This window comes from Pseudomonas sp. efr-133-TYG-103a (assembly GCF_030209235.1).
Lineage (GTDB): Bacteria > Pseudomonadota > Gammaproteobacteria > Pseudomonadales > Pseudomonadaceae > Aquipseudomonas.
This window is the reverse complement of the sequence record NZ_JARVSK010000008.1, coordinates 90,361-110,184: the sequence shown is the minus strand read 5'-3', so window position 1 is coordinate 110,184 and position 19,824 is coordinate 90,361. Positions and strand designations below refer to the sequence as shown.

The 19,824-nt window shown below is 61.9% G+C and carries 20 protein-coding genes; 9 read left to right on the top strand and 11 right to left on the bottom strand.

What is annotated here, in order from left to right:
• Positions 1-264 precede the first annotated feature (264 nt).
• From QRN36_RS07180 to QRN36_RS07170, 3 genes are read left to right on the top strand one after another with little or no spacing between them, the layout of a single operon-like run.
• Positions 265-1,047: an ABC transporter substrate-binding protein gene (locus QRN36_RS07180; RefSeq protein ID WP_285423417.1), complete on the top strand. Its 783-nt coding sequence runs from the start codon at positions 265-267 to the stop codon at positions 1,045-1,047.
• A 2-nt stretch (positions 1,048-1,049) separates the two neighbouring features.
• Positions 1,050-2,396, top strand: a complete 1,347-nt coding sequence (locus QRN36_RS07175; protein ID WP_285423416.1) for a diguanylate cyclase — start codon at positions 1,050-1,052, stop codon at positions 2,394-2,396.
• An 18-nt stretch (positions 2,397-2,414) separates the two neighbouring features.
• On the top strand, positions 2,415-3,152 hold the full coding sequence (locus QRN36_RS07170) for an ABC transporter substrate-binding protein (RefSeq protein WP_285423415.1): 738 nt from the start codon (positions 2,415-2,417) through the stop codon (positions 3,150-3,152).
• 2 nt (positions 3,153-3,154) lie between these two features.
• Here QRN36_RS07170 and QRN36_RS07165 read toward each other — a convergent pair whose 3' ends face one another.
• A complete protein-coding gene (locus tag QRN36_RS07165) occupies positions 3,155-3,766 on the bottom strand; it encodes a glutathione S-transferase family protein (protein ID WP_285423414.1) in 612 nt (203 codons plus the stop codon).
• A 292-nt stretch (positions 3,767-4,058) separates the two neighbouring features.
• Between QRN36_RS07165 and QRN36_RS07160 the strand changes: the two genes are divergently transcribed.
• Both QRN36_RS07160 and QRN36_RS07155 read left to right on the top strand, forming a co-directional pair.
• On the top strand, positions 4,059-5,702 hold the full coding sequence (locus QRN36_RS07160; protein ID WP_285423413.1) for a phosphoethanolamine transferase: 1,644 nt from the start codon (positions 4,059-4,061) through the stop codon (positions 5,700-5,702).
• A gap of 6 nt (positions 5,703-5,708) precedes the next feature.
• Positions 5,709-6,542, top strand: coding sequence for an AraC family transcriptional regulator (locus QRN36_RS07155; RefSeq protein WP_285423412.1), 834 nt, complete (start codon positions 5,709-5,711; stop codon positions 6,540-6,542).
• Here QRN36_RS07155 and QRN36_RS07150 read toward each other — a convergent pair whose 3' ends face one another.
• From QRN36_RS07150 to QRN36_RS07135, 4 genes are all read right to left on the bottom strand, one after another.
• Positions 6,543-7,130 carry a LysE family translocator gene (locus tag QRN36_RS07150; RefSeq protein ID WP_285423411.1) on the bottom strand — a complete coding sequence of 196 codons (588 nt, stop codon included), beginning with the start codon at positions 7,128-7,130 and terminating at the stop codon, positions 6,543-6,545. It lies immediately after the preceding gene.
• A 201-nt stretch (positions 7,131-7,331) separates the two neighbouring features.
• Positions 7,332-8,801, bottom strand: coding sequence for an MFS transporter (locus tag QRN36_RS07145; protein WP_285423410.1), 1,470 nt, complete (start codon positions 8,799-8,801; stop codon positions 7,332-7,334).
• A gap of 629 nt (positions 8,802-9,430) precedes the next feature.
• Entirely contained in the window at positions 9,431-10,864 is a 1,434-nt protein-coding gene (locus QRN36_RS07140) for an NAD-dependent succinate-semialdehyde dehydrogenase (RefSeq protein ID WP_285423409.1), read from the bottom strand.
• Positions 10,865-10,988: 124 nt separating this feature from the next.
• Positions 10,989-11,282: a helix-turn-helix transcriptional regulator gene (locus QRN36_RS07135; protein ID WP_285423408.1), complete on the bottom strand. Its 294-nt coding sequence runs from the start codon at positions 11,280-11,282 to the stop codon at positions 10,989-10,991.
• A gap of 364 nt (positions 11,283-11,646) precedes the next feature.
• Between QRN36_RS07135 and QRN36_RS07130 the strand changes: the two genes are divergently transcribed.
• The gene (locus QRN36_RS07130; protein WP_285423407.1) at positions 11,647-13,131 is read left to right on the top strand and encodes a nucleobase:cation symporter-2 family protein; all 1,485 of its coding nucleotides are present in this window, start codon (positions 11,647-11,649) and stop codon (positions 13,129-13,131) included.
• A 54-nt stretch (positions 13,132-13,185) separates the two neighbouring features.
• Positions 13,186-13,665: an LEA type 2 family protein gene (locus QRN36_RS07125; protein WP_285423405.1), complete on the top strand. Its 480-nt coding sequence runs from the start codon at positions 13,186-13,188 to the stop codon at positions 13,663-13,665.
• Positions 13,666-13,728: 63 nt separating this feature from the next.
• Here the strand turns inward: QRN36_RS07125 and QRN36_RS07120 are convergent, their stop codons facing one another.
• Positions 13,729-13,986, bottom strand: a complete 258-nt coding sequence (locus QRN36_RS07120) for a hypothetical protein (protein ID WP_093467695.1) — start codon at positions 13,984-13,986, stop codon at positions 13,729-13,731.
• 201 nt (positions 13,987-14,187) lie between these two features.
• On the opposite strand from QRN36_RS07120, the gene QRN36_RS07115 reads away from it, so the two are divergent.
• Positions 14,188-14,505: a YqjD family protein gene (locus QRN36_RS07115; RefSeq protein ID WP_285423403.1), complete on the top strand. Its 318-nt coding sequence runs from the start codon at positions 14,188-14,190 to the stop codon at positions 14,503-14,505.
• An 86-nt stretch (positions 14,506-14,591) separates the two neighbouring features.
• Here QRN36_RS07115 and QRN36_RS07110 read toward each other — a convergent pair whose 3' ends face one another.
• The 4 genes from QRN36_RS07110 to QRN36_RS07095 all read right to left on the bottom strand — a co-directional run bounded on the left by QRN36_RS07110 (position 14,592) and on the right by QRN36_RS07095 (position 18,710).
• Positions 14,592-15,083: a hypothetical protein gene (locus QRN36_RS07110; RefSeq protein WP_285423402.1), complete on the bottom strand. Its 492-nt coding sequence runs from the start codon at positions 15,081-15,083 to the stop codon at positions 14,592-14,594.
• 99 nt (positions 15,084-15,182) lie between these two features.
• Positions 15,183-15,527, bottom strand: coding sequence for an SPOR domain-containing protein (locus tag QRN36_RS07105; RefSeq protein ID WP_373568713.1), 345 nt, complete (start codon positions 15,525-15,527; stop codon positions 15,183-15,185).
• Positions 15,528-15,647: 120 nt separating this feature from the next.
• Positions 15,648-16,997: a C4-dicarboxylate transporter DctA gene (dctA, locus tag QRN36_RS07100; RefSeq protein WP_285423400.1), complete on the bottom strand. Its 1,350-nt coding sequence runs from the start codon at positions 16,995-16,997 to the stop codon at positions 15,648-15,650.
• Between the two features lie 540 nt (positions 16,998-17,537).
• The gene (locus QRN36_RS07095; protein WP_285423399.1) at positions 17,538-18,710 is read right to left on the bottom strand and encodes a mandelate racemase/muconate lactonizing enzyme family protein; all 1,173 of its coding nucleotides are present in this window, start codon (positions 18,708-18,710) and stop codon (positions 17,538-17,540) included.
• A 120-nt stretch (positions 18,711-18,830) separates the two neighbouring features.
• Between QRN36_RS07095 and QRN36_RS07090 the strand changes: the two genes are divergently transcribed.
• Positions 18,831-19,700, top strand: a complete 870-nt coding sequence (locus QRN36_RS07090) for a LysR family transcriptional regulator (protein ID WP_285423398.1) — start codon at positions 18,831-18,833, stop codon at positions 19,698-19,700.
• Between the two features lie 48 nt (positions 19,701-19,748).
• Here QRN36_RS07090 and pqqA read toward each other — a convergent pair whose 3' ends face one another.
• On the bottom strand, positions 19,749-19,820 hold the full coding sequence (gene pqqA / locus QRN36_RS07085) for a pyrroloquinoline quinone precursor peptide PqqA (RefSeq protein ID WP_093467926.1): 72 nt from the start codon (positions 19,818-19,820) through the stop codon (positions 19,749-19,751).
• Positions 19,821-19,824 lie beyond the last annotated feature (4 nt).

Here is a 19,824-nt window from a genome sequence, read left to right as displayed (position 1 = left end):
AGCCAAGTCCGAGACCGTTGATCCAGATCAAAAAATGCCGCGTGTGCTGGTGTGGCAGAACGCCACAGGTTCAGTCAGGTCGTGTTTATGGACTTGCCGCGGCGCCAAGGGGCCCCTCCCCAACCACAGGATGAACGGCAGATAACCGTCTCAAGTGGCGGATTTTTCAGCCGATATCCTGATGTGCAAGGCAGTCTGGTCATGTTGATCCGTCCTGTTGGGATCGGAAAACAGTCGCTACTGCAGTCGCTGAGGTAGCCGTCCATGACACTTAAATCGCTCGTTCACACCATCGGCAGCGTGCTTTTGCGCGCGCTGGGCCTGTGTCTGTGTGTCAGTCCGGGCGCGGGCGGCGCGCTGGCCGAGCCGATACGCGTGGTCACCGAGGAGCTGCCGCCCTACAACATGACCCGTGACGGCGTGCTGACCGGCATGAGCACCGAGGTGGTGCAGGCGGTCCTCAAGCAGGTGAACGTGCAGGCGACCATTCAATCCATGCCGTGGGCGCGGGCTTACGATCTCGCCCTGCATGACCCGAACGTGCTGATTTACTCCATCACGCGTACGCCGGAACGTGAACACCTGTTCAAATGGGTCGGCACTATCGCGGCCTCGCGCTGGTTCATCTATTCCTCAGCCAACCACCCGGTCAGCCTCATGGACCTGGAGGACGCCCGCGACTGGCAGACCGCGACGGTCAACGAAGACGTCGGCGAGCAATACCTGATCGCCAATCGCTTCGTCGTCGGTCAGCAATTGCAGTCCAGCAACCGTTACGAACTCAACTATCAGAAGCTGCAGACCGGTCACGTCGACCTGTGGATCTCCGACGAACTCAATGCTTATTACCTCGCCCGCCAGGTCGGTGACGACCCGGAGCGCACGCTGGTGCAATCCTTGCGTGTGCAGGCGCTGGAGGAAACCGGAGGGTTCAACATGGCGTTCAGTGCCGGCACGTCGGATGCGACCGTGCAACTGTTTCAGAACGGATTGAAGGCGATCCGTGAGAACGGCACCTACGACGCCATCGCGCGTAAATGGGATTGAGCATGCTTGCGGAGTCCGAATCGAACCTGACCCAGACCACCGAGGCGCGCCCGCGCAGCGGCTCGCTGGCGCGCCGACTGGTGCTGGCCACGCTGGCGTTCTGCATCCTGTTCACCCTGGCGACGGTCACGGTGCGAACCTGGTTCGCCTGGAACACCAACCTTGCCAACATGACCGCCGAACTGAGCCTGATCGATCAGGTGTTTCAAGGCACGTTGTCCAAAGCGGTCTGGGAGATGGACAGTGAAGCCCTGCAGGCGCAGATCGACAGTGTGGCGACGGCCGCGCCGGTGGGTCGGGTGGAGCTGCGCATCCTGCGCCCTGGCCGTGCGCCCGAGGTGGTCGAGCGCCAGCATGCGGGGCACGCCGGATCGGTGCTGGCACCTGCCCTGCGCCGGCAATTGACCGTCAGTCCTTACGCGGGCGCCAGCGAGGTGGTCGGCGAGTTGACGATCGAGGGCGACGAGAGCCTGCTCTGGAAACGCCTGTGGAAAGAGGTCGGCATCATCATGCTGACGCAGATCATCCAGTCGCTCGCCCTGGCGGGGTTGATCATGGGCATGTTCAACCGCTCGGTGACGCTGCACGTGCGGCGCATCGCCCGGCACCTGGAACAACTGACGCCGCAGAACCTCAAGACGCACCTGTCGCTGGAACGCCGCGGCAAGGCCGGTGACGAACTGGACCTGCTGGAAGCCGGGGTCAACGACCTGCAAGACAAACTGGCCAACCACCTCGAGCGCCAGGCCCGCGATGAGATCGCGCTGGCGGCCAGCCGCGACCAGTTGGCCGAGCTTGTGGAGCAGCGCACGGCGCAGTTGAAAGCGGCGAACATCCGCCTGGAAGCGCTGACCCGCTTCGACCCCTTGACCGGCCTTGCCAACCGCCGGCACTTCGACGAACTCAAGGAACTGGAATTCAACCGCGCGCTGCGCCACGGACTGCCGTTTTCGGTGCTGATGTGCGACGTCGATTTTTTCAAGTTGTACAACGATACCCATGGCCACGCGATGGGCGATCAGTGCCTGCGCGAAGTGGCTTTGACCATGAGCGCGCTGTTTTCCCGCTCGGGCGAGCTGGTCGCCCGGCTGGGCGGCGAAGAGTTTGCCGTGCTGCTGCCCGGTCAGGACGCGGCGCAGGCGCTGGCGTCGGCCGAGCGCTTGCGTGGGCTGCTCGTCGACCGGCAATTGCCACACGGCGCGTCGCCTGTCTCGCCCTTCGTCACGTTGAGTGTCGGCGTCGCCGAACTCGACACGGCGGCCATGGAGCGCTTCGACCAGTTGTTGCAAAGTGCCGACCGCGCACTGTATCGGGCCAAGAGCCAGGGCCGTAATCGTTGCGAGATCTGATCAGGGAGAGGAAGTGACATGGGAAATATTCAACGCCACTGCACGGTTCTGACCGTCAGCCTGCTGGCCTGGATCTGCCTTCAGGCCAGCGCGGCGACGCTGCAGGTGGTCACCGAAGACTCCTCCTACAGTTCGCTGGAGAATGGCAAGGTCAGCGGCGTGGCGAGCGAGATCGTCGAAAAGACCCTCGCCAGGGCCGGCATCACCGATTACCACATGGCCCTGTACCCGTGGGCCCGCGCCTACGACATGGCGCGTCTGGAACCCAACGTGCTGATTTACCCCATCATCCGCAGCAGCGAACGCGAGCCGTTGTTCAAATGGGTGGGCGAACTGGATCAGGTCATGCCGATGTTCTACAAGCTGCGCGCTCGCAGGGACATCGCGGTCGCAACCCTGGAAGACGCCAGACACTACAGCGTCGGCGTGGTGCGGGACGACTCGCGCCAGGAGTATCTGGAGAGCAAGGGTTTCAACAAGATGGTGGTCTCGGCGACCAATCTGGACAACTTGCGCAAGCTGCTCAGCGGCCAGGTGGCGCTGGTGCCGCTGCCTGAACGGGAAGCGCGGGAGCAATGCAAGGACCTGAACATTGCCTTCGAGGAGCTGGAAGCCGTTTACACCCTCGACGAGCTGTCCAAAGGCCTTTACGTCGCACTCAGCGCCGCGACCCCGGAAGACACCGTCAAACGGATCGCGGCAGCGTTTGCCCAGTTGAAAGACGACGGCACCGTGGCGAAGCTGCTCGCCCAGTGAGATCAAACCATCGGCAGCGACTTGAATATCTCCAGCGTTTCCGCGCGGGCGCTGAACTGCGCCAGCAGCGGGTAATCGGCGGGGCTGACCTGATCCGGCACCACCAGCTGGATGAACGACCAGCCCACTGCGATGCTGATGCCGTCCTGCCCGATGTCGGCGTCCGCGGGCAGTGGCTGGCGTTCAAGCTCCCGCTCGAGCTCGGCGCAGGCCGTCTTCAACTGCGCACTCACCCGCTCGACCCAAGGCGCATGCTGAATGTCGGCAGGCCGCAGGTTGCGCTCGTAATAGATCTGCACCGCTTTTTCATAGGCCACCAAGGCAAGCCCGGTCAGGCGCAGTGTGCGCACGCGTTGAGCGGGCTGGGCAGGCATCAGGCCCTCGCCCGGCCCTTGCAGAAATTCGACGTAATCGAGGATCAGGCTGGATTCCATGAGCACCACGCCGTCGTCGGTGACCAGGGTCGGCGCCTTGATCACCGGGTTGATTTCCCTGAACCGTTCCATCCCGCGAAAGACCGAGACCGATTCGTGCTCGAACGCGATCCCCAGACGTTTGAGGCTGACTGCGACCCGTCTCACATACGGCGAATCCAGCATACCGATGAGCTTCATCAAACCTTCTCCATCTGCCTCGTGAATACCTTGTGGCGTACTAGCCGGTTGTGGATTTTCGCAGGCTAGCAAACCTGTTTCGACGCGCAATGCCCCGCGCGGAAAAAATAGTGGGAGGTCTGACAGGCTGTCCACACTTCGTTCACGAACTCTTCACAATCGCTTTGAAAAACTCCGCCCGATATTCCGCTCTCCTATCAATCTGCCTGCCTGTAACGGGCGTTCCATACGTGCGGCCGTAAGGACACGACCAGCGGAACGCGCGCCAGGCCTGCGTCGAGTAGTCGCTAATATGGAAATGCGTTCAGTGGTCAGACCCGTCACCTCCACCCGCCTCGTCATGCTGTTTTCGCTCTGTCTGGTCGCCTTCTATAACCTCGCCACCTGGCACGCACTGCTGGGGCTGACTCAGCTGCAAGGCCTCAAGGCCGTCGCATTCTACGTGTCGTTCGGGTTGTTCCTCTGGGCGGCGATCACCTTGCTGCTGATGCCGTTCTCGTTCCGCCCCACGCTCAAACCCGTGCTGAGTCTGGTCGCCCTGGGCTCCGCCGCAGCGGCGTACTTCATGAACGATTACGGCATCAGCATCGACACGGTGATGATGCAGAACGTGCTCGAGACCAACCCCGGTGAAGTCAAAGCGCTGCTCAGTGGCCAATTGTTTGTTTATCTGGGTCTGCTCGGCGCACTGCCGATCGCGCTGATCTGGTGGCTGCCGGTGACCTATCGCCGGGTCTTGCCGGGGCTGGTCAACAAGGTGCTGGTGTGCATCGGCTGCATTCTGCTGATCGCTGCCGCCGTGGGTCCGTTCTATTCGACCTACGCGCCGATCTTTCGCGACGAAGACAAGCTGACTCACTTCATCAACCCGACCAACTACCTCTACGCCCTCGGCAAACTGACCAAGCAGACGGTGGCGATCAAGGAAACGGAGCAGATCCAGACCGTTGGCGCCGACTCGGTGCTCAGCCCCGAAGCGCAACAGCGACCGAAAAAGAGCCTGATGATTTTCGTGGTCGGTGAAACGGCGCGCGCCGATCATTTCTCGCTCAATGGCTACGGGCGGGAAACCAACCCGGAGCTCAAGCAACAGGACATCCTCAATTTCACCCATGTGGCTTCCTGCGGCACGTCCACCGCCGTGTCGGTGCCGTGCATGTTCTCGCGATTCCCGCGCACCGATTACAGCGACAAGAAGGGCAAGACTTATGAAGGCCTGCTGGACATGCTGCAGCGCGCAGGCCTTGAGGTGGTGTGGCTGGATAACAACAGCGATTGCAAGGGCACCTGCCTGCGCGTGCCGCACAGCGACATTCCGAAAAACCAGCCGAGCGCGTTCTGCGACGGCCAGAATTGCCTGGATGAATCGCTGCTGGTCGGCTTGCAGGACTACATCGACTCACTCAAGGACAACGCGATCATTGTCCTGCATTCCGACGGCAGCCACGGCCCGGAGTACTACGACCGTTACCCCAAGGCGATGGAGCGGTTCACGCCGGTCTGCCATACCAATCAGTTGGGCAGCTGCACCTCGGATGAGCTGAAGAACGTCTACGACAACACGATTCTGTACACCGATCACTTCCTCTCGCAGACCATCGAACTGCTCAAGCGCAATCAGGACAAGGTCGACACTTCGATGATCTACGTGTCCGACCATGGCGAATCACTGGGCGAAAACGGCATTTATCTGCACGCCGCGCCCTACGCCATCGCCCCTGAAGCACAGACCCACGTGCCGATGGTGATGTGGTTCGGCAAGCAGACGCTGGAAGATGCCAGCATCGATCGCAATTGCCTGGCGGCCAAGCAGAATCAGCCGGACCTGAGCCATGACTACATGTTTCATTCGGTGCTAGGCTTGCTCGGTGTCGACACCACTGAATACCAGCCCGCGCTGGACATTTTCCGCAGCTGCAAACACGCCAGAGGATGATCTGACATGGCCCTTCAGAACCCGGTGATCAACGCTGAGACACCGGTGTTCTGGCGGGACCCGCAGTTACCTTTCATTCAGGCCCGATCGATCGCCGACGGCCGCAAGGTCTGTTACGCGCGTCACTCGCACGAGGTGTTCTCCATCGGTGCGATCACTGCCGGACAGAGCACCTATCTGCGCGAAAAGACCTGTCAGACCATCGCCACCGGCACGGTCGTGCTGATGAATCCCGGCGATGTCCACGCCTGCAACCCTATCGACGACCAGCCGTGGTCTTACATCATGCTGTACGTCGATGCCGCCTGGCTGGGCCGGATCCAGCACGCGTGCGGCGTCAGCGAAGACCAGAGCTTTCAGCCGATAGCCGCCACTCATTGCGACGATCCGCAGCTGTTCAATGCGCTGCTGCGCCTGCACCGCGTGCTCATCGATCCGCACGCCCAGACCATGGCGCGCCACGAACAAGCCATCGCCTTCTTCACGCAGATGCAAGAGCGTCTGGGTGGGGGTCGGCCGCCGGTGAGAAAGGCCGGCGCCAGGATCGAACGCGCCGCGCATTACATCAACGCCCATTTCTTGCAGCCGATCCGGCTGGAAGACATCTGTCAGGCCGCCAATCTGTCGGAGGCCTATCTGATTCGCGCCTTCGAGCAGCACTTCCACATGACGCCCCATGCGTACCTGCTCAACCGACGTATCCAGCACGCCCAGACGCGACTGCTCGAGGGCGAGCCGATTGCCGCCGTCGCTCAGCGCAGCGGATTTGCCGATCAGGCGCATTTTCAGCGGGTGTTCAAAAAGCATCTGGCGGCAACGCCCGGACAATATCGCCAGTGATCACACGTAGAGCAGTGATACGGCGCAGCCAGCCAGCAAGGTCGCCATGCTGCGGTTGAACACGCGGATGCGCCGGGAACTGCGCAAGTAAGGGCCCAGAAACGCCCCGGCGTACGCCCAGCACGCCACCGACAAATAGCAGACGATGAGGTAGATCAGCGCAAACAGGCCGATCAGCCGCGCTTCGCCATCGGCCACGAATGCACCCATCCCCGCCACTGCTGCCAGCCAGGCCTTGGGGTTGAGCCATTGCATGGCCGCTCCCCTGAGCAACGAAGGCCGACGCGTGGGCTTGTCGACCTGCAACTGGCCGTCGTCCACCGCCAGTTTCCACGCCAGATAGATCAGAAACGCCATGCCCGCCCAGCGAATCATGTCGGTGAGCATCGGGTATCGGACGAGCACTTCGTGCAGCCCGAAACCAGTGAACACCAGCAGCAAGACGAAGCCCACCGTGGCACCCGTCACATGGCGCAAGCTCGCCGCGAGACCGAACTGCGCCCCGCAACTGAGCGCCACCACATTCACCGGCCCCGGAGAAATAGACGCCGCGAGGGCGAAGGCCGCCATGGAAATCATCAGGTTCATTGCTGCAACTCGCTGCTCATTGGATGAGCGAGAACCTTAATCGGCGAGCGTTGCAGGGGTATTGAAGAAAACTGACCAGTCCGGTGTGCGGCACACACCTGACTGCCCATCCATGGAAAAGCACCTGCGCCAAAGCCAGCGAGATTGGCGCATCGGCTGCGCTGGAGCCCGCTGTGCGATGGCGTTGGGTAGAGCGCGCTGTCAATCACTCGCCTGAGACAGCGGCCGTGCGACCTGCTCCAGGGATTTGCGCTCCGAAGAGACGCCCCAGATCGCCTGCACCGCCGCAGCCAGCAACATCAACGCCGCGCCGATCAGATAGCCGATGAACACCGGGCCGCGCTCATGGCTGTCGATCAGCCTGCCGAACAGCGTCGGGCCGACGATACCGCCCAGAGCCGTGCCGAACGCGTAGAAAACCGCGATGGCCAGCGCGCGGATCTCCAGCGGAAAGGTCTCGGCGACGGTCAGATACGCCGAACTGGCCGCCGCGGAGGCGAAGAAGAAAATGATCATCCAGGCAATCGCCTGCTGGGTCACGTTCAACACGCCCTGCTCGAACAAGTACCCGCTGATGCACAGCAGAATCGCCGAGACGGCGTACGTCAGGCTGATCATCACGCGGCGGCCGATCACGTCGAACAGCCGCCCCAGCAACAGCGGCCCACAGAAGTTGCCCAGCGCAAGCGGCAGCACGTACCAGCCGATCGACGCCGACGGCACTTGATAGAACTCGGTCAGCACCAGCGCGTAGGTGAAGAAAATGGCGTTGTAGAAAAATGCCTGAGCGGTCAACAGCGTCATGCCGACCAGCGCCCGTTGCCGGTAGGTATTGAACAACGTGTCGAAGATCTCCCGCAGCGGCGTGTGATCTCGGGCATGCAGGCGCAAAGGCGGGCCGCTGGGCGTCGGCAGCGCGTGACCCTGCTCGCGAAAACGCCGCTCGATGTTCTCGACGATGCTCCGTGCTTCTTCGCTCTGGCCATGAATCAATAGCCAGCGCGGGCTTTCGGGCAGCCACAGTCGCATCAGCAGAATCACCAGTCCCAGCACCGCGCCGATCCCGAAACACAGACGCCAGCCCAGGTCCGCGCCGATCCAGCCGGGGTCCAGCAACAGGATCGACCCGCCCGCCCCCAGCGCCGCACCGATCCAGAACGTGCCATTGATGGTGAGGTCCACCCAGCCGCGAAAGCGCGCGGGGGTGAACTCCTGAATCGTCGAGTTGATGGCCGTGTACTCGCCACCGATGCCCATTCCGGTCAGAAAGCGGAACAGCATGAAGCTCCACAGGCTGAAAGAAAACGCCGTGGCCGCAGTCGCGCTGATGTACAGCGCCAGCGTGATGAAGAACAGCTTGCGGCGCCCCAGCCGGTCCGTCAGCCAGCCGAAAAACAGCGCACCCAGCACCGCGCCACAGATATAAGCACCGCCCGCCAGGCCAATGTCCGCATTCGTGAGGCGCAGCACCGGGCTCTCCTTCAGCGCTCCGGAGACGGAACCCGCGAGCGTGACTTCAAGACCATCGAGCAGCCAGGTGATGCCCAGGGCAAACACCAGCAACGTATGAAACCGACCCCACGGCAGCCGGTCCAGCCGCGCCGGCAGATCGGTCTCGAACAGCCTGCCCTTGGCCTGCTCCGTTTCGGATTGAACGCCGGTGATAGCCATGCCTGATCCTTGCGCCGATGATCGGAGTGATGTTTGGTTCAGAGTCAGGCCAGGCGCCGGGAGTTCAGCGGATCGCTGCGCAGGGCGCAGTAACGCAAAACCGCCACGTCGCTGGAAGATACGCTGTATGAGTGGGAATGAGCTTACATGCGATGAGGGTGTTTCTGCTGGTAGAAATTTGGGAGCTGAAATGAGGGCTTCGCGGGCAAGCGCGCTCCTACAGGGGTTTTGGGGTGTTCTGGCGAGCTGCGTCACGCCGCTAACTAGGTAGGAGTGAGCTTGCTCGCGATGAGGGCGTTTCTGCTGGAGGAGATGGGTGGCTGAACTGCAGCCATCGCGAGCAAGCTCGCTCCTACAGGGGTTATGTGGTGTTTTGGCGAGCTGCGTCACACCGCGAAACAGGTGGGAGTGAGCCAACTGTTTCTAACGCCCCTTCGATCAACGGTTCAAGAACCGACGCCTTCCCGGCTAAAGCCGGTCCTACGAAAGTCTACAGCGTCTGTAGGATCGGCTTTAGCCGGGAAGAGGCCCGTGCTTGCTCACGAAGAGGCCGTTTCCAGCCACCACTAAATGCCCACCAAGCAAAAGCCCACCGGAAGGTGGGCTTTTGTTTCAGCAAGGTCCGGGTGTTACAGGTTGAACACGGTGACCAGTTTGGTGTTCAGGTACGCTTCGATAGCTTCGGTGCCGCCTTCGGAGCCGTAGCCGGAATCCTTGATGCCGCCGAATGGCACTTCCACCAGGCCAATGCCTTGGTGGTTGATGGAGAGCATACCGGCCTCGATGCGGGTGCTGAGGATGTGCGCGGTTTTCATGGAGGTGGTGAAGGCGTACGACGCCAGACCGAACGGCACGCGGTTGGACTCCTTGACGGCGTCTTCGACGGTGTCGAATGGCACCAGCAGCGCGACCGGGCCGAACGGTTCTTCGTTCATGATGCGCATTTCGGTGGTCAGGCCGCTGAGCACGGTGGGCTCGAAGAAGTAGCCAGGCCCCTCGACCGCCTTGCCGCCGGTGTGAACCGTGGCGCCGTTGTCGCTGGCATCCTTGATCAAGGCCGACAGCGCCGGAATGCGCCGCTCATTGGCCACCGGGCCCATGGTCACGCCCTGCTCCAAACCATTGCCGACCTTGACCTCATGGGTCAGGCCAACGAATTTCTCGGCGAACGCGTCAAACACTCCGCGCTGCACCAGAATGCGCGTCGGCGACACGCAGACCTGACCGGCGTTGCGGAACTTGGCGCCTGCCAGCACACGGGCGGCGAGGTCGATGTCGGCGTCGTCGAAGACCAGCGCAGGGGCATGGCCGCCCAGTTCCATGGTCGCGCGCTTCATGTGCTGACCCGCCAGTGCGGCGAGTTGCTTGCCCACCGGAGTGGAGCCGGTGAAGGTGACTTTCTTGATGGTCGGATGGGCGATCAGGTAGCTGGAAATCTGCGCCGGGTCGCCGTACACAAGGCCGATGACACCGGCCGGCACGCCGGCATCGACAAACGCACGGATCAGTTCGGCAGGCGAGGCCGGGGTTTCTTCCGGCGCCTTGACGATGATCGAGCAACCGGCTGCCAGCGCAGAGGACAACTTGCGCACCACCTGGTTGATCGGGAAGTTCCACGGCGTGAAGGCGGCGACCGGGCCGACCGGTTCCTTGATGACTTTCTGCTCGACCGAGACGTTGCGCGATGGCACCAGTCGGCCATAGGCGCGGCGGCCCTCTTCGGCCAGCCAGTCGATGATATCGGCGGCGGCGAGGGTTTCCATGCGCGCTTCGGCCAATGGCTTGCCCTGCTCCTGGGTCATGATGCTGGCGATGCTGTCAGCGCGCTCGCGCAGCAGATTGGCGGCCTTCTGCATGATCTTGTAGCGGTCGTACGCCGGCGTGCTGCGCCAGGTTTCGAAACCACGCTCGGCGGCGAGCAGCGCCTTTTCCAGATCGGCGATCCCGGCATGGGCGACGCTGCCCAGGGTTTCGCCCGTGGCCGGGTTGATGACGGCCAGGGTGCGACCGTCTTCACTGGTGCGCCATTGACCATCGATGAACAGCTGAACGTCTGGGTACATAAACAAGCTCCGGATGCGCCTGGCGTGAGGCAGGAGAAGGGAAAAAGGCCGTCCAATTTACGGGCATATGCCGCTATCGGTCAACCTCGGTGTGCGGCAGTGCAAGTGTGCGCCTGGCGCACGCTCAAATGTGCATCAGTTGCCGGGCGTACGCGTGCAGCACCTCGCGCTGGATCAGAAAACTGGCGTACTTGCCTTCGCGCAGCGTGGCGATCAGGCCGGCGCGCTCGAGCTCCTTCGTATGATGGGAAACCGTCGCCGCGCTCACCGGATGCACCTTGAGCAGCGCGGCGCACGGCACCGGCTCATCGCTGGCGCCGATCTGAACGAGAATCTGATATCGCCTGCGGTCAGCAAGCGCTCGGGAAATCAACGTGACTTGCAGATCAGTCAACGGAAATTGCTGTGCAGTGCTCATGAAGATCTTTACGCCCCAGTTGAAACCTCCTTGTCGAGAGATGGACCCGTCAGGACCTGGTATTGCCCAATACAACCCGCCGAGTTGGACGCCGATCGCCGACGTCAGGTTCAAAGGCAACAGAATAAGCGCCCGACGCAGACCCGCGAAACATTTTCTGGCATCCTTCGCGCCCTTTTTACAACGGGCGTTCTGGCTGACTCATGCCGTTATTTTGTACACAATTTTTCAATAAATTGTTTTTCATGCTGTGGACATGTTGTAGAGTCGCAAAACCTGACCTGACAGTTAAGTTCTGTCTTCCGGTCAGTCCAGCGTCACCTGCAAAGCCCACGACCGAATAAAAACAATTGGCAGGCTAACCATGACCACACCGCAAAGCAGCTCCGCGTCAACTCGCGCCTCACGCCCGACCGATCTGATCTACGGCCTCAACGACCGACCGCATTTCACCGCCGCGATCTTCGCGGCGCTGCAGCACGTGCTTGCCAGCTTCGTCGGCATCATCACGCCCACGCTGATCGTTGGCAGCGTGCTGGGCCTGGACAGCGAGGTGCCCTATCTGATCAGCATGGCGCTGTTCGTCTCGGGGCTGGGCACCTTCGTGCAAGCCAGGCGCTTCGGGCCGATCGGTTCTGGTCTGCTCTGCCTGCAAGGCACCAGTTTTTCCTTTCTCAGCGTCATCCTCAGCGCCGGCTTCCTGGTGAAGAGCCGTGGCGGCGGCACTGAAGAAGTGCTTTCGACCATTTTCGGCGTGTGCTTCTGCGCAGCCTTCATCGAAGTGGCGCTCAGTCAGTTCATCGGCAAGCTGCGCAAGCTGATCACTCCGGTGGTGACCGGCACGATCATTACCCTCATGGGCCTCTCGCTGCTGAAGGTCGCCATGACCGACATGGCCGGCGGGTTCGGCGCCAGCGACATGGGCTCGGCGGCGAATCTGGGGCTGGCAGGCTTGGTGCTGGTCACGATCGTGGTGCTCAATCGCTTCAATATCCCGCTGCTGCGGCTGAGCGCGATTATCATCGGCCTGACCCTTGGCTTCGCTGTGGCCTGGTACATGGGGCGCATCGACTTCGCGCACATGCCGCAGGTGCCGTTGATGAGTCTGCCGGTGCCGTTCAAGTACGGTTTTTCCTTTGATTTGCTGGCGTTCATACCGATTGCCGTGATCTTTCTGGTATCGCCACTGGAAGCGGCTGGCGACCTCACCGCCAACTCGATGATCTCGCAACAGCCTGTCAGTGGCCCGGTGTACATCCGCCGGATCAAATCCGGGCTGCTTGCCGATGGCCTCAACTCGGCGATGGCGGCCATGTTCAACAGCCTGCCGATGGTGACATTCGCGCAGAACAACGGCGTCATCCAGCTGACCGGCGTCGCCAGTCGCTATGTGGCGTTTTTCATCGCCGGCATTCTCGTGCTGCTCGGCCTGTTCCCGGTCATCGGCGCCGTGCTGCAACTGATGCCCAAGCCGGTTCTGGGGGGCGCCACCCTGATCATGTTCGGCACCGTGGCCGTTGCCGGCATCAAGATTCTCTCGGAGGCTGGCCTGCATCGGCGCAACATGCTGATCGTGGCCATCTCACTTGGCATGGGGCTGGGCGTCGCCGCCGTGCCGGAGGTGCTGCGCGAGTTGCCGAAAGCGCTGCACAACATCTTCGAATCGCCCATTACGGTCGGGGCGTTCTGCGCCATCGTGCTGAACATTTTTCTGCCCGAAGAACATCAGGAAGAGGAGCTCACCGAGTTCGACCCGGAGGCCTCTACGGTCAAGGTTTTGCAGGACCCGGCGCTCCCTGCGCCAGCAGAACCTCTCAGCGCCCGCGAGGTCGCACAGTTGAACCGCTAAGCTGTTGAGTGGGGTGCGCCGCGCCCCCGTCAGCCCGCTTCACTGGAGTGTCCGATGCCCTTACGCCCGATCCGAACCCTGCTCGCCGGCCTGCTGATCCTGGCGCTGAGCGCCTGCGCGCTGTTCCCCAATCGTGACCCGCTGAACATCAACGTGGTGGGTATCGAGCCCTTGCAGGGCCAGGATCTTGAGATCCGCTTCGCCGTCAAATTGCGCTTGCAGAATCCGAACGACACCGACATCGAGTACGACGGCGTGGCGCTGAATCTGGATGTGAACGGCAAACTGCTGGCGTCGGGCGTCAGCGATCAGAAAGGCACCATCGGCCGTTTCTCTGAAGGCGTGCTGACGGTGCCGGTCACGGTGTCAGCGTTCGCCGCGCTGCGCCAGGCCGTCGGGCTGACCGAGCAGCAGCGCCTCGACAATTTGCCGTATGAATTGCACGGCAAGCTGGCGGGCGGTTTGTTCGGAACGATGCGGTTTTATGACAGCGGCACGCTGAGCCTGCCGCAACCGGCAAGCGGAAGCTGGTGATGCCTGCCGGGCGCGGCTGACAGGGCCGCCAACGGCACATTCAGCCGCGGGCACCCGTGGGCATCAGCCTCGCGCGGCGGCGACCTGACGATTGACTTCTGCGCGGACCATGTTGGCGTATTCAGGCGGCGACATGGCGTCGAGCTCGGCGCGCACCCACTCCGACCATTTGCCCTTACGCTTGGCGCGCTCGCCCATCAAGCGGGCCGCGTCGCCCTTGGCCTTGCCCAGATTGCTCTGCCACAGCTCGAACAGACGGGATTTTTCGTCCTCGATGGCGGCGCGTTCGGCAAGGGACTTGTTGGCCAGGTTGAAACTCATGACGGTTACCTCGTGTGCAAAAACGAAACGCTATGACCGAGCCGCGTACGGGCTCAAAAGCGTCAGCATCTTACACCCGACGAGGGCGTTGCCCGACGACATTCGTCGCACTTTTTCGGCTCCGTCCGAAATGTCCTGCAACTTTTTCTCGCCCCGGCGACTCCATTGCTCACTGCCATTATCAACTGAAAGGAAATTGCCATGGCTCGTAAAACTGCTGCCCAGAACGCCGCCGAACAGATCAAGGATCAGGCATTCAGCGAATTGGCGGCCCTCATCGAAGAGTCCGACAAACTGCTCAAGGACAGCGCAGCGCTGGTTGGCGAAGAGGGAGAGACCGTGCGCGCGCAACTGAGCCTGAAGCTGAAACAGGCACTGGACTCGGTAGGCAATGTGCGTGAGCGCACCAAACCTGCGGTCGAAGCGACCGAAACTTACATCGGCGGCCACCCGTGGCAGACCGTCGCCGTGTCCGCTGGCTTCGGCCTGATTGTCGGCCTGCTGCTGGGCCGTCGCTGAGTCGGCACGCCGATATCGCATTTGCCCAAGGCCGTGGCAACGGCCTTCGGCATTTGCCGCCTTCCCCTGCTGCATTACCGATCCGCTCAACGCCGCTGCGGCACCACGCCTTGCAGCAGGCGGGCGAAGTAATCAGCGGTAAACGTCTGGGGTTCCGAATCCTTGACCCCGACAGTCTTCTTAAGCATCCACACCTGCCGTTCGGCTTCCAGGTGTAACGAATATTTCTCCTGTCCGTGCAGGCTCAGCCCGTTGACCGACACACTCACCTGCCCTGCCGGTCCCATGGCGTCCGGGACGAACGTGACCCGATGCGCGGCCAGTGAAAAGGTCAGTCGGCGGCTTCTGAACGGCGAGTTATCGTCAGGATAGCCCTTGCTCTGGGCCTGATGCGGATCGTATTCGAAGCGGGTCTGACCCTCTTCGACCAAGGGCTTGAGCCAGCCTTCGACCTGCTGATAAAGCGCGTCGATGCTGGCGTTCCACTGCACGAGGTCATCGTGAAAACGCTGTTGCTTCTGCTCTTCGTAACGCTGATTGGCATTGAGCAAATCACTCAGGCGTTGAATCTCGTCCATAACGGCGATTCCCGGTTTACGCGCCCGAGTATTCGAACGCGTTGACCGAGGGTGTCACAGCCATGGCAAGGTGTCGCGCTACATCGTGCAGTCGCTGCATCACGGCTTGGGAGGGATGACTTCCAGCTGTGACAGCCGATGACCTTTGACCAGCGCTGCGTCGATGTCGGTCTTGGCTTTCTCGGCGGCGTCCTGCGACTCGAACGGCCCGATCATGACCACTTCCCTGCCATCGACCTTGACCACATACGAAGGGTAATGGTGCTCGACCAGCCAGTAGGTCATGTCGCTCAGGGCTTCCTTCAAATGGACGCGAATGGTCCATTGCGGCGAAGCCGGGGTGGCGGCTTCTGTGACCGAATCGGTCGCCGGAACCTTGGCGGGCGTAGCCGGCTTACCGCCATCACAACCTGCCAGCATCAACACCGCCACCATCATTGCCATCTTGCGCACGTCTGTCGCTCCTCGTCTGAAGTGGCGAGAGTCTATCACTGCAGACGCACGCGGGTTGGCCGGCGAACGGCTGCCCGGCGGCTCCCCTGCGCCGGCGGCCAGCCTTGCGCTTCAAACCTGCGACTTTCCGACGCGGGCCGCACTCAGCGGATCGGCAACCGAGGGTGTGGGCTGGCCGGGTTTCGCGGAACGGTCGTTCATCGCAGCGATCTCGCGCGCCGCCTTGGCTTTGTCGAAAGAACCGTCCCATTTGGCAATGGCAATGGTGCCGATGCCGTTACCGATCAGGTTGGTGACCGCGCGTGCTTCATTGAGGAAACGGTCGACGCCCAGCAACAGCACCAGACCGATCATGGGAATGCCGTGGAACACCGACAGCGTCGCGGCCAGCGTGACGAAGCCCGCCCCGGCCACCCCGGCCGAGCCTTTGGAGGTCAGCAGCAGAACGCCCAGCACCGTCAGTTGATCCCACAAGGTCAGCGGCGTGTTGGTCGCCTGCGCGACGAAGATCGCCGCCATGGTCAGGTAGATGCAAGTGCCGTCGGAATTGAACGTGTAACCGGTCGGCAGGACCATCCCGACCACCGATTTCTCGCAGCCGAGTTTTTCCAGCTTGACCATCATTCGCGGCAGCACCGCTTCTGTGGAGCAGGTCCCGAGGGTGACGAGAATTTCGTCCTTGAAATACCGCAGGAACTGCATCAACGGCAGCCCCGACCAGCGTGCCACCGAGCCCAGAATCACCACGATGAACAGCAGGGTGGTGACGTACAGCGCGACCAGCAACTGGCCGAGCGACAGCAGCGTGCCGATGCCGTATTTGCCGATGGTGAACGCCATCCCCGCCCCGGCCCCCAGCGGCGCCAGGCGCATGACCATCGCCACCACACGGAACAGGCTCTGCAGCAGCATGTCGATGACATTGACCAGCGGCTTGACCGGTTCGCCGATCTGCACCAGTGCAACGCCCATCAGCACCGAGACCAGAATCACCTGCAGCATCGCGCCTTTTGCAAACGCGTCGAACAGCGTGGTCGGGATGATGTTCATGAAGAATTCGACCACCCCGCCCTGCGCCGCGGCGGCCTGGGTGTAGCCGCTGATGGCACTGCCGTTGATGGTGTTGATGTCGATGTTCATGCCCACGCCGGGCTTGAGAATATTGACCACCACCAGACCGATCACCAGCGCCAGGGTCGAGAGGATCTCGAAGTAGATCAGCGCCTTGGCGCCAATGCGTCCCACCTCTTTGACGCTGCCCATCTTGGCGATGCCCACCACCACCGTGCCGAAAATGATCGGTGCGAGCAGCATCTTGATCAGCTTGATGAAGCCGTCGGCGAACGGTTGCAGCTTGGCGCCGATGTCGGGGAGAAAGAAGCCGATGGCACCGCCTATGACGATACCGATCAACACCTGAACGTAGAGCTGGGAATACCAGCGTGTCGAAGCCTGTTCCATGGATTGCCTTACTGTTGTTTTTGTATGAGGGGAAAGGACTGCTTGAGCGATGCAGGACGGGTGGGAGTGAGCCATCTGTCTTTAACGCCCTTTCGATCAGCGACGTAACAACCGACGCGTTCCCGGCTAAAGCCGGTCCTACGAAAAGCTTGCAGCGTCTACAGGAGCGGCTTGAGCCGGGAAAAGGCCGGTGCAAGCTGTGGAGCATGCGGCGTCTGGAGATCAGTCTTCGCGAGCAAGCTCGCTCCCACCGGATCGGTGCTTGGCGCCAGACCACGCCCGCCGTAATACCCTTGTGGGAGTGAGCAAGCTCGCTCCCACCGGTTCGGTGCTTGGCGCCAGACCACCCCGTGCCGCAATACCCTTGTGGGAGTGAGCGTGCCCGCTCCCACCGGTTCGGTGCTTGGCGCCAGACCACGCCCGCCGCAATACCCTTGTGGGAGTGAGCTTGCTCGCGATTGCGATGTGTCAGACACATCGCCGGTGACTGACACACCGCATCGCGGGCAAGCGCGCTCCTGCAGGGGCGAAGCGGCGTGTTTACGCCCCCTCACCCAGTTCACGCATCACCGCATACAGCGCGGACTTGGCTTCGAAGCCCACCCCCGGAATATCCGGCAGTCCAACGTAGCTGTTCTCTACCCGGATACCATCGGCGAAGCCGCCGAATGGCTGGAACACGTCCGGGTAGGACTCGTTGCCGCCCAGGTGCAGGCCTGCAGCGATGTTCAGGGACATCTGGTGCCCACCGTGAGGCACGACCCGACGGGACGACCAGCCCAGGTCCTTCATCACGTCGAGTGTGCGAAGGTATTCCACCAGACCGTAGGACAGCGCACAGTCGAACTGCAGGAAATCGCGGTCAGGGCGCATGCCGCCGTGGCGCAGCAGGTTACGCGCGTCCTGATGGGAGAACAGGTTTTCGCCCGTGGCCATCGGCAGCTCGTAGTGATTGGCCAGTTCCGCTTGCAACGCGTAATCCAGCGGATCGCCCACTTCTTCATACCAGAACAGGTTGTACGGCTTGATCGCTTCGGCATAGGCGATGCCGGTCTTGAGGTCGAAACGACCGTTGGCGTCGACCGCCAGGCGCTGGCCGTCACCCACCACTTCCAGCACTGCTTCGATCCGGCGCAGGTCTTCGGCCAGCGGCACGGCGCCGATCTTCATCTTCACCACGTCATACCCGCGATCCAGGTAGCTCTGCATCTCGGCCTTGAGCTTGCTCTGGTCTTTGCCGGGGTAGTAATAGCCGCCGGCCGCGTACACCCACACCTTGTCGTCGGCCACGCCGTTGCGGTAACGGTCGGCCAGCAGGCGATACAGCGGCTTGCCCTCGATCTTGGCCACCGCGTCCCAGACCGCCATGTCGATCGTCCCCACCGCCACCGAACGCTCGCCATGCCCGCCCGGTTTCTCGTTGGTCATCAGGGTTTTCCAGATGGCGAACGGGTCGAGATTGTCGTGTGCCTGGTCGATCAGCGTTTCAGGGTCTGCTTCCAGAACGCGCGCCAGGAAGCGGTCACGCATGAGCGCCCCCTGCCCGTACCGACCGTTGGAGTTGAAGCCGTAGCCGATCACCGGCTTGCCGTCGCGAATCACGTCGGTGATCACGGCGACCACCGAGCAGGTCATTTTGGAAAAATCGATGTAGGCGTTGGCAATCGGCGAGGCAATGGAAACGGTCTTCTCGCGAATATCGACGATACGCATGGGTGACTCCTGTTGTTTTAGGTGAAGAGGTGCAGCGCTTGGATGAGCCCACTCTAGGGCTGGACCTTTTGTTGCGGCCAATGCTAAAAACGCGGCACTCAATGCGCGGACGGCATCACGATGGAATTGGTCTGGCTGGAAGATTTCAATGTACTGGCGCAAAGCGGGAATTTTTCCCGGGCGGCCGAGCTTCGGCATGTCACCCAGCCGGCGTTCAGTCGCAGGATCCGCGCGCTCGAAACCTGGGTTGGCGTCGACCTGTTCGAGCGCACCACCCAAGGCGCGACGCTGACCGATGCCGGACGGCACATGCTCGACAATGCCCAGGAGATGACCCGGCGCCTGTACCAGATGCGTCAGGAAGCGCGCGAGGTCGCAGGCAAGCAGGCGCGTACGTTGCATTTCGCCGCCACTCACTCGCTGTCGTTCACCTTTTTTCCGGGCTGGGTGCGCGCCGCCGAACGCTCAGGGCCGCTGGAGGCGATCCGCCTGCTGTCGGACAACATGAGCGTGTGCGAGCACATGCTGCTGGGCGGCGAAGTGCAGTTTCTGTTGTGCCATCAGCATCCCGACGTGCCGCCGCGTTTTGCCGCCGATCAGTTTCAGTCCAAGGTCGTCGGCCACGATCTGTTAGTGCCATTGCGCGCCCGTAACAGCGAACCTGCGGCGCCAGGCATCGCGCCGCCACACCTGGCGTACACGGCCGAGTCGGGCCTGGGGCGGATCATCGCCGCGCGGCTGCGCAAGGAAGACCGGCCGCCGACGCTGAACACTGTTTTCAGCTCCCACCTGGCGGCGGTGCTGTTGTCCATGGCTCAGGAAGGAAAAGGCTTCGCCTGGCTGCCCGCAACCTTGTCGGAGGCGGAAGTGGCCAACGGCAAGCTGGTTCGGGCGCTGGACGAGCATTGGGACATTCCCGTCGAGATCCGCCTGTTCCGTCCCAACACCGCACTGAGCGATTTCGCAGAGGATTTCTGGGCCAAGCTCTGACGCCCGAAAATGGCAAGAAAAGCCCCGCGCACGGGCGGGGCTCGATGCTCAGCGGCTGGCGAAGTACATAGTGACTTCGAAGCCGATACGCAGGTCGGTGTACGCAGGTCGGGTCCACATGGAC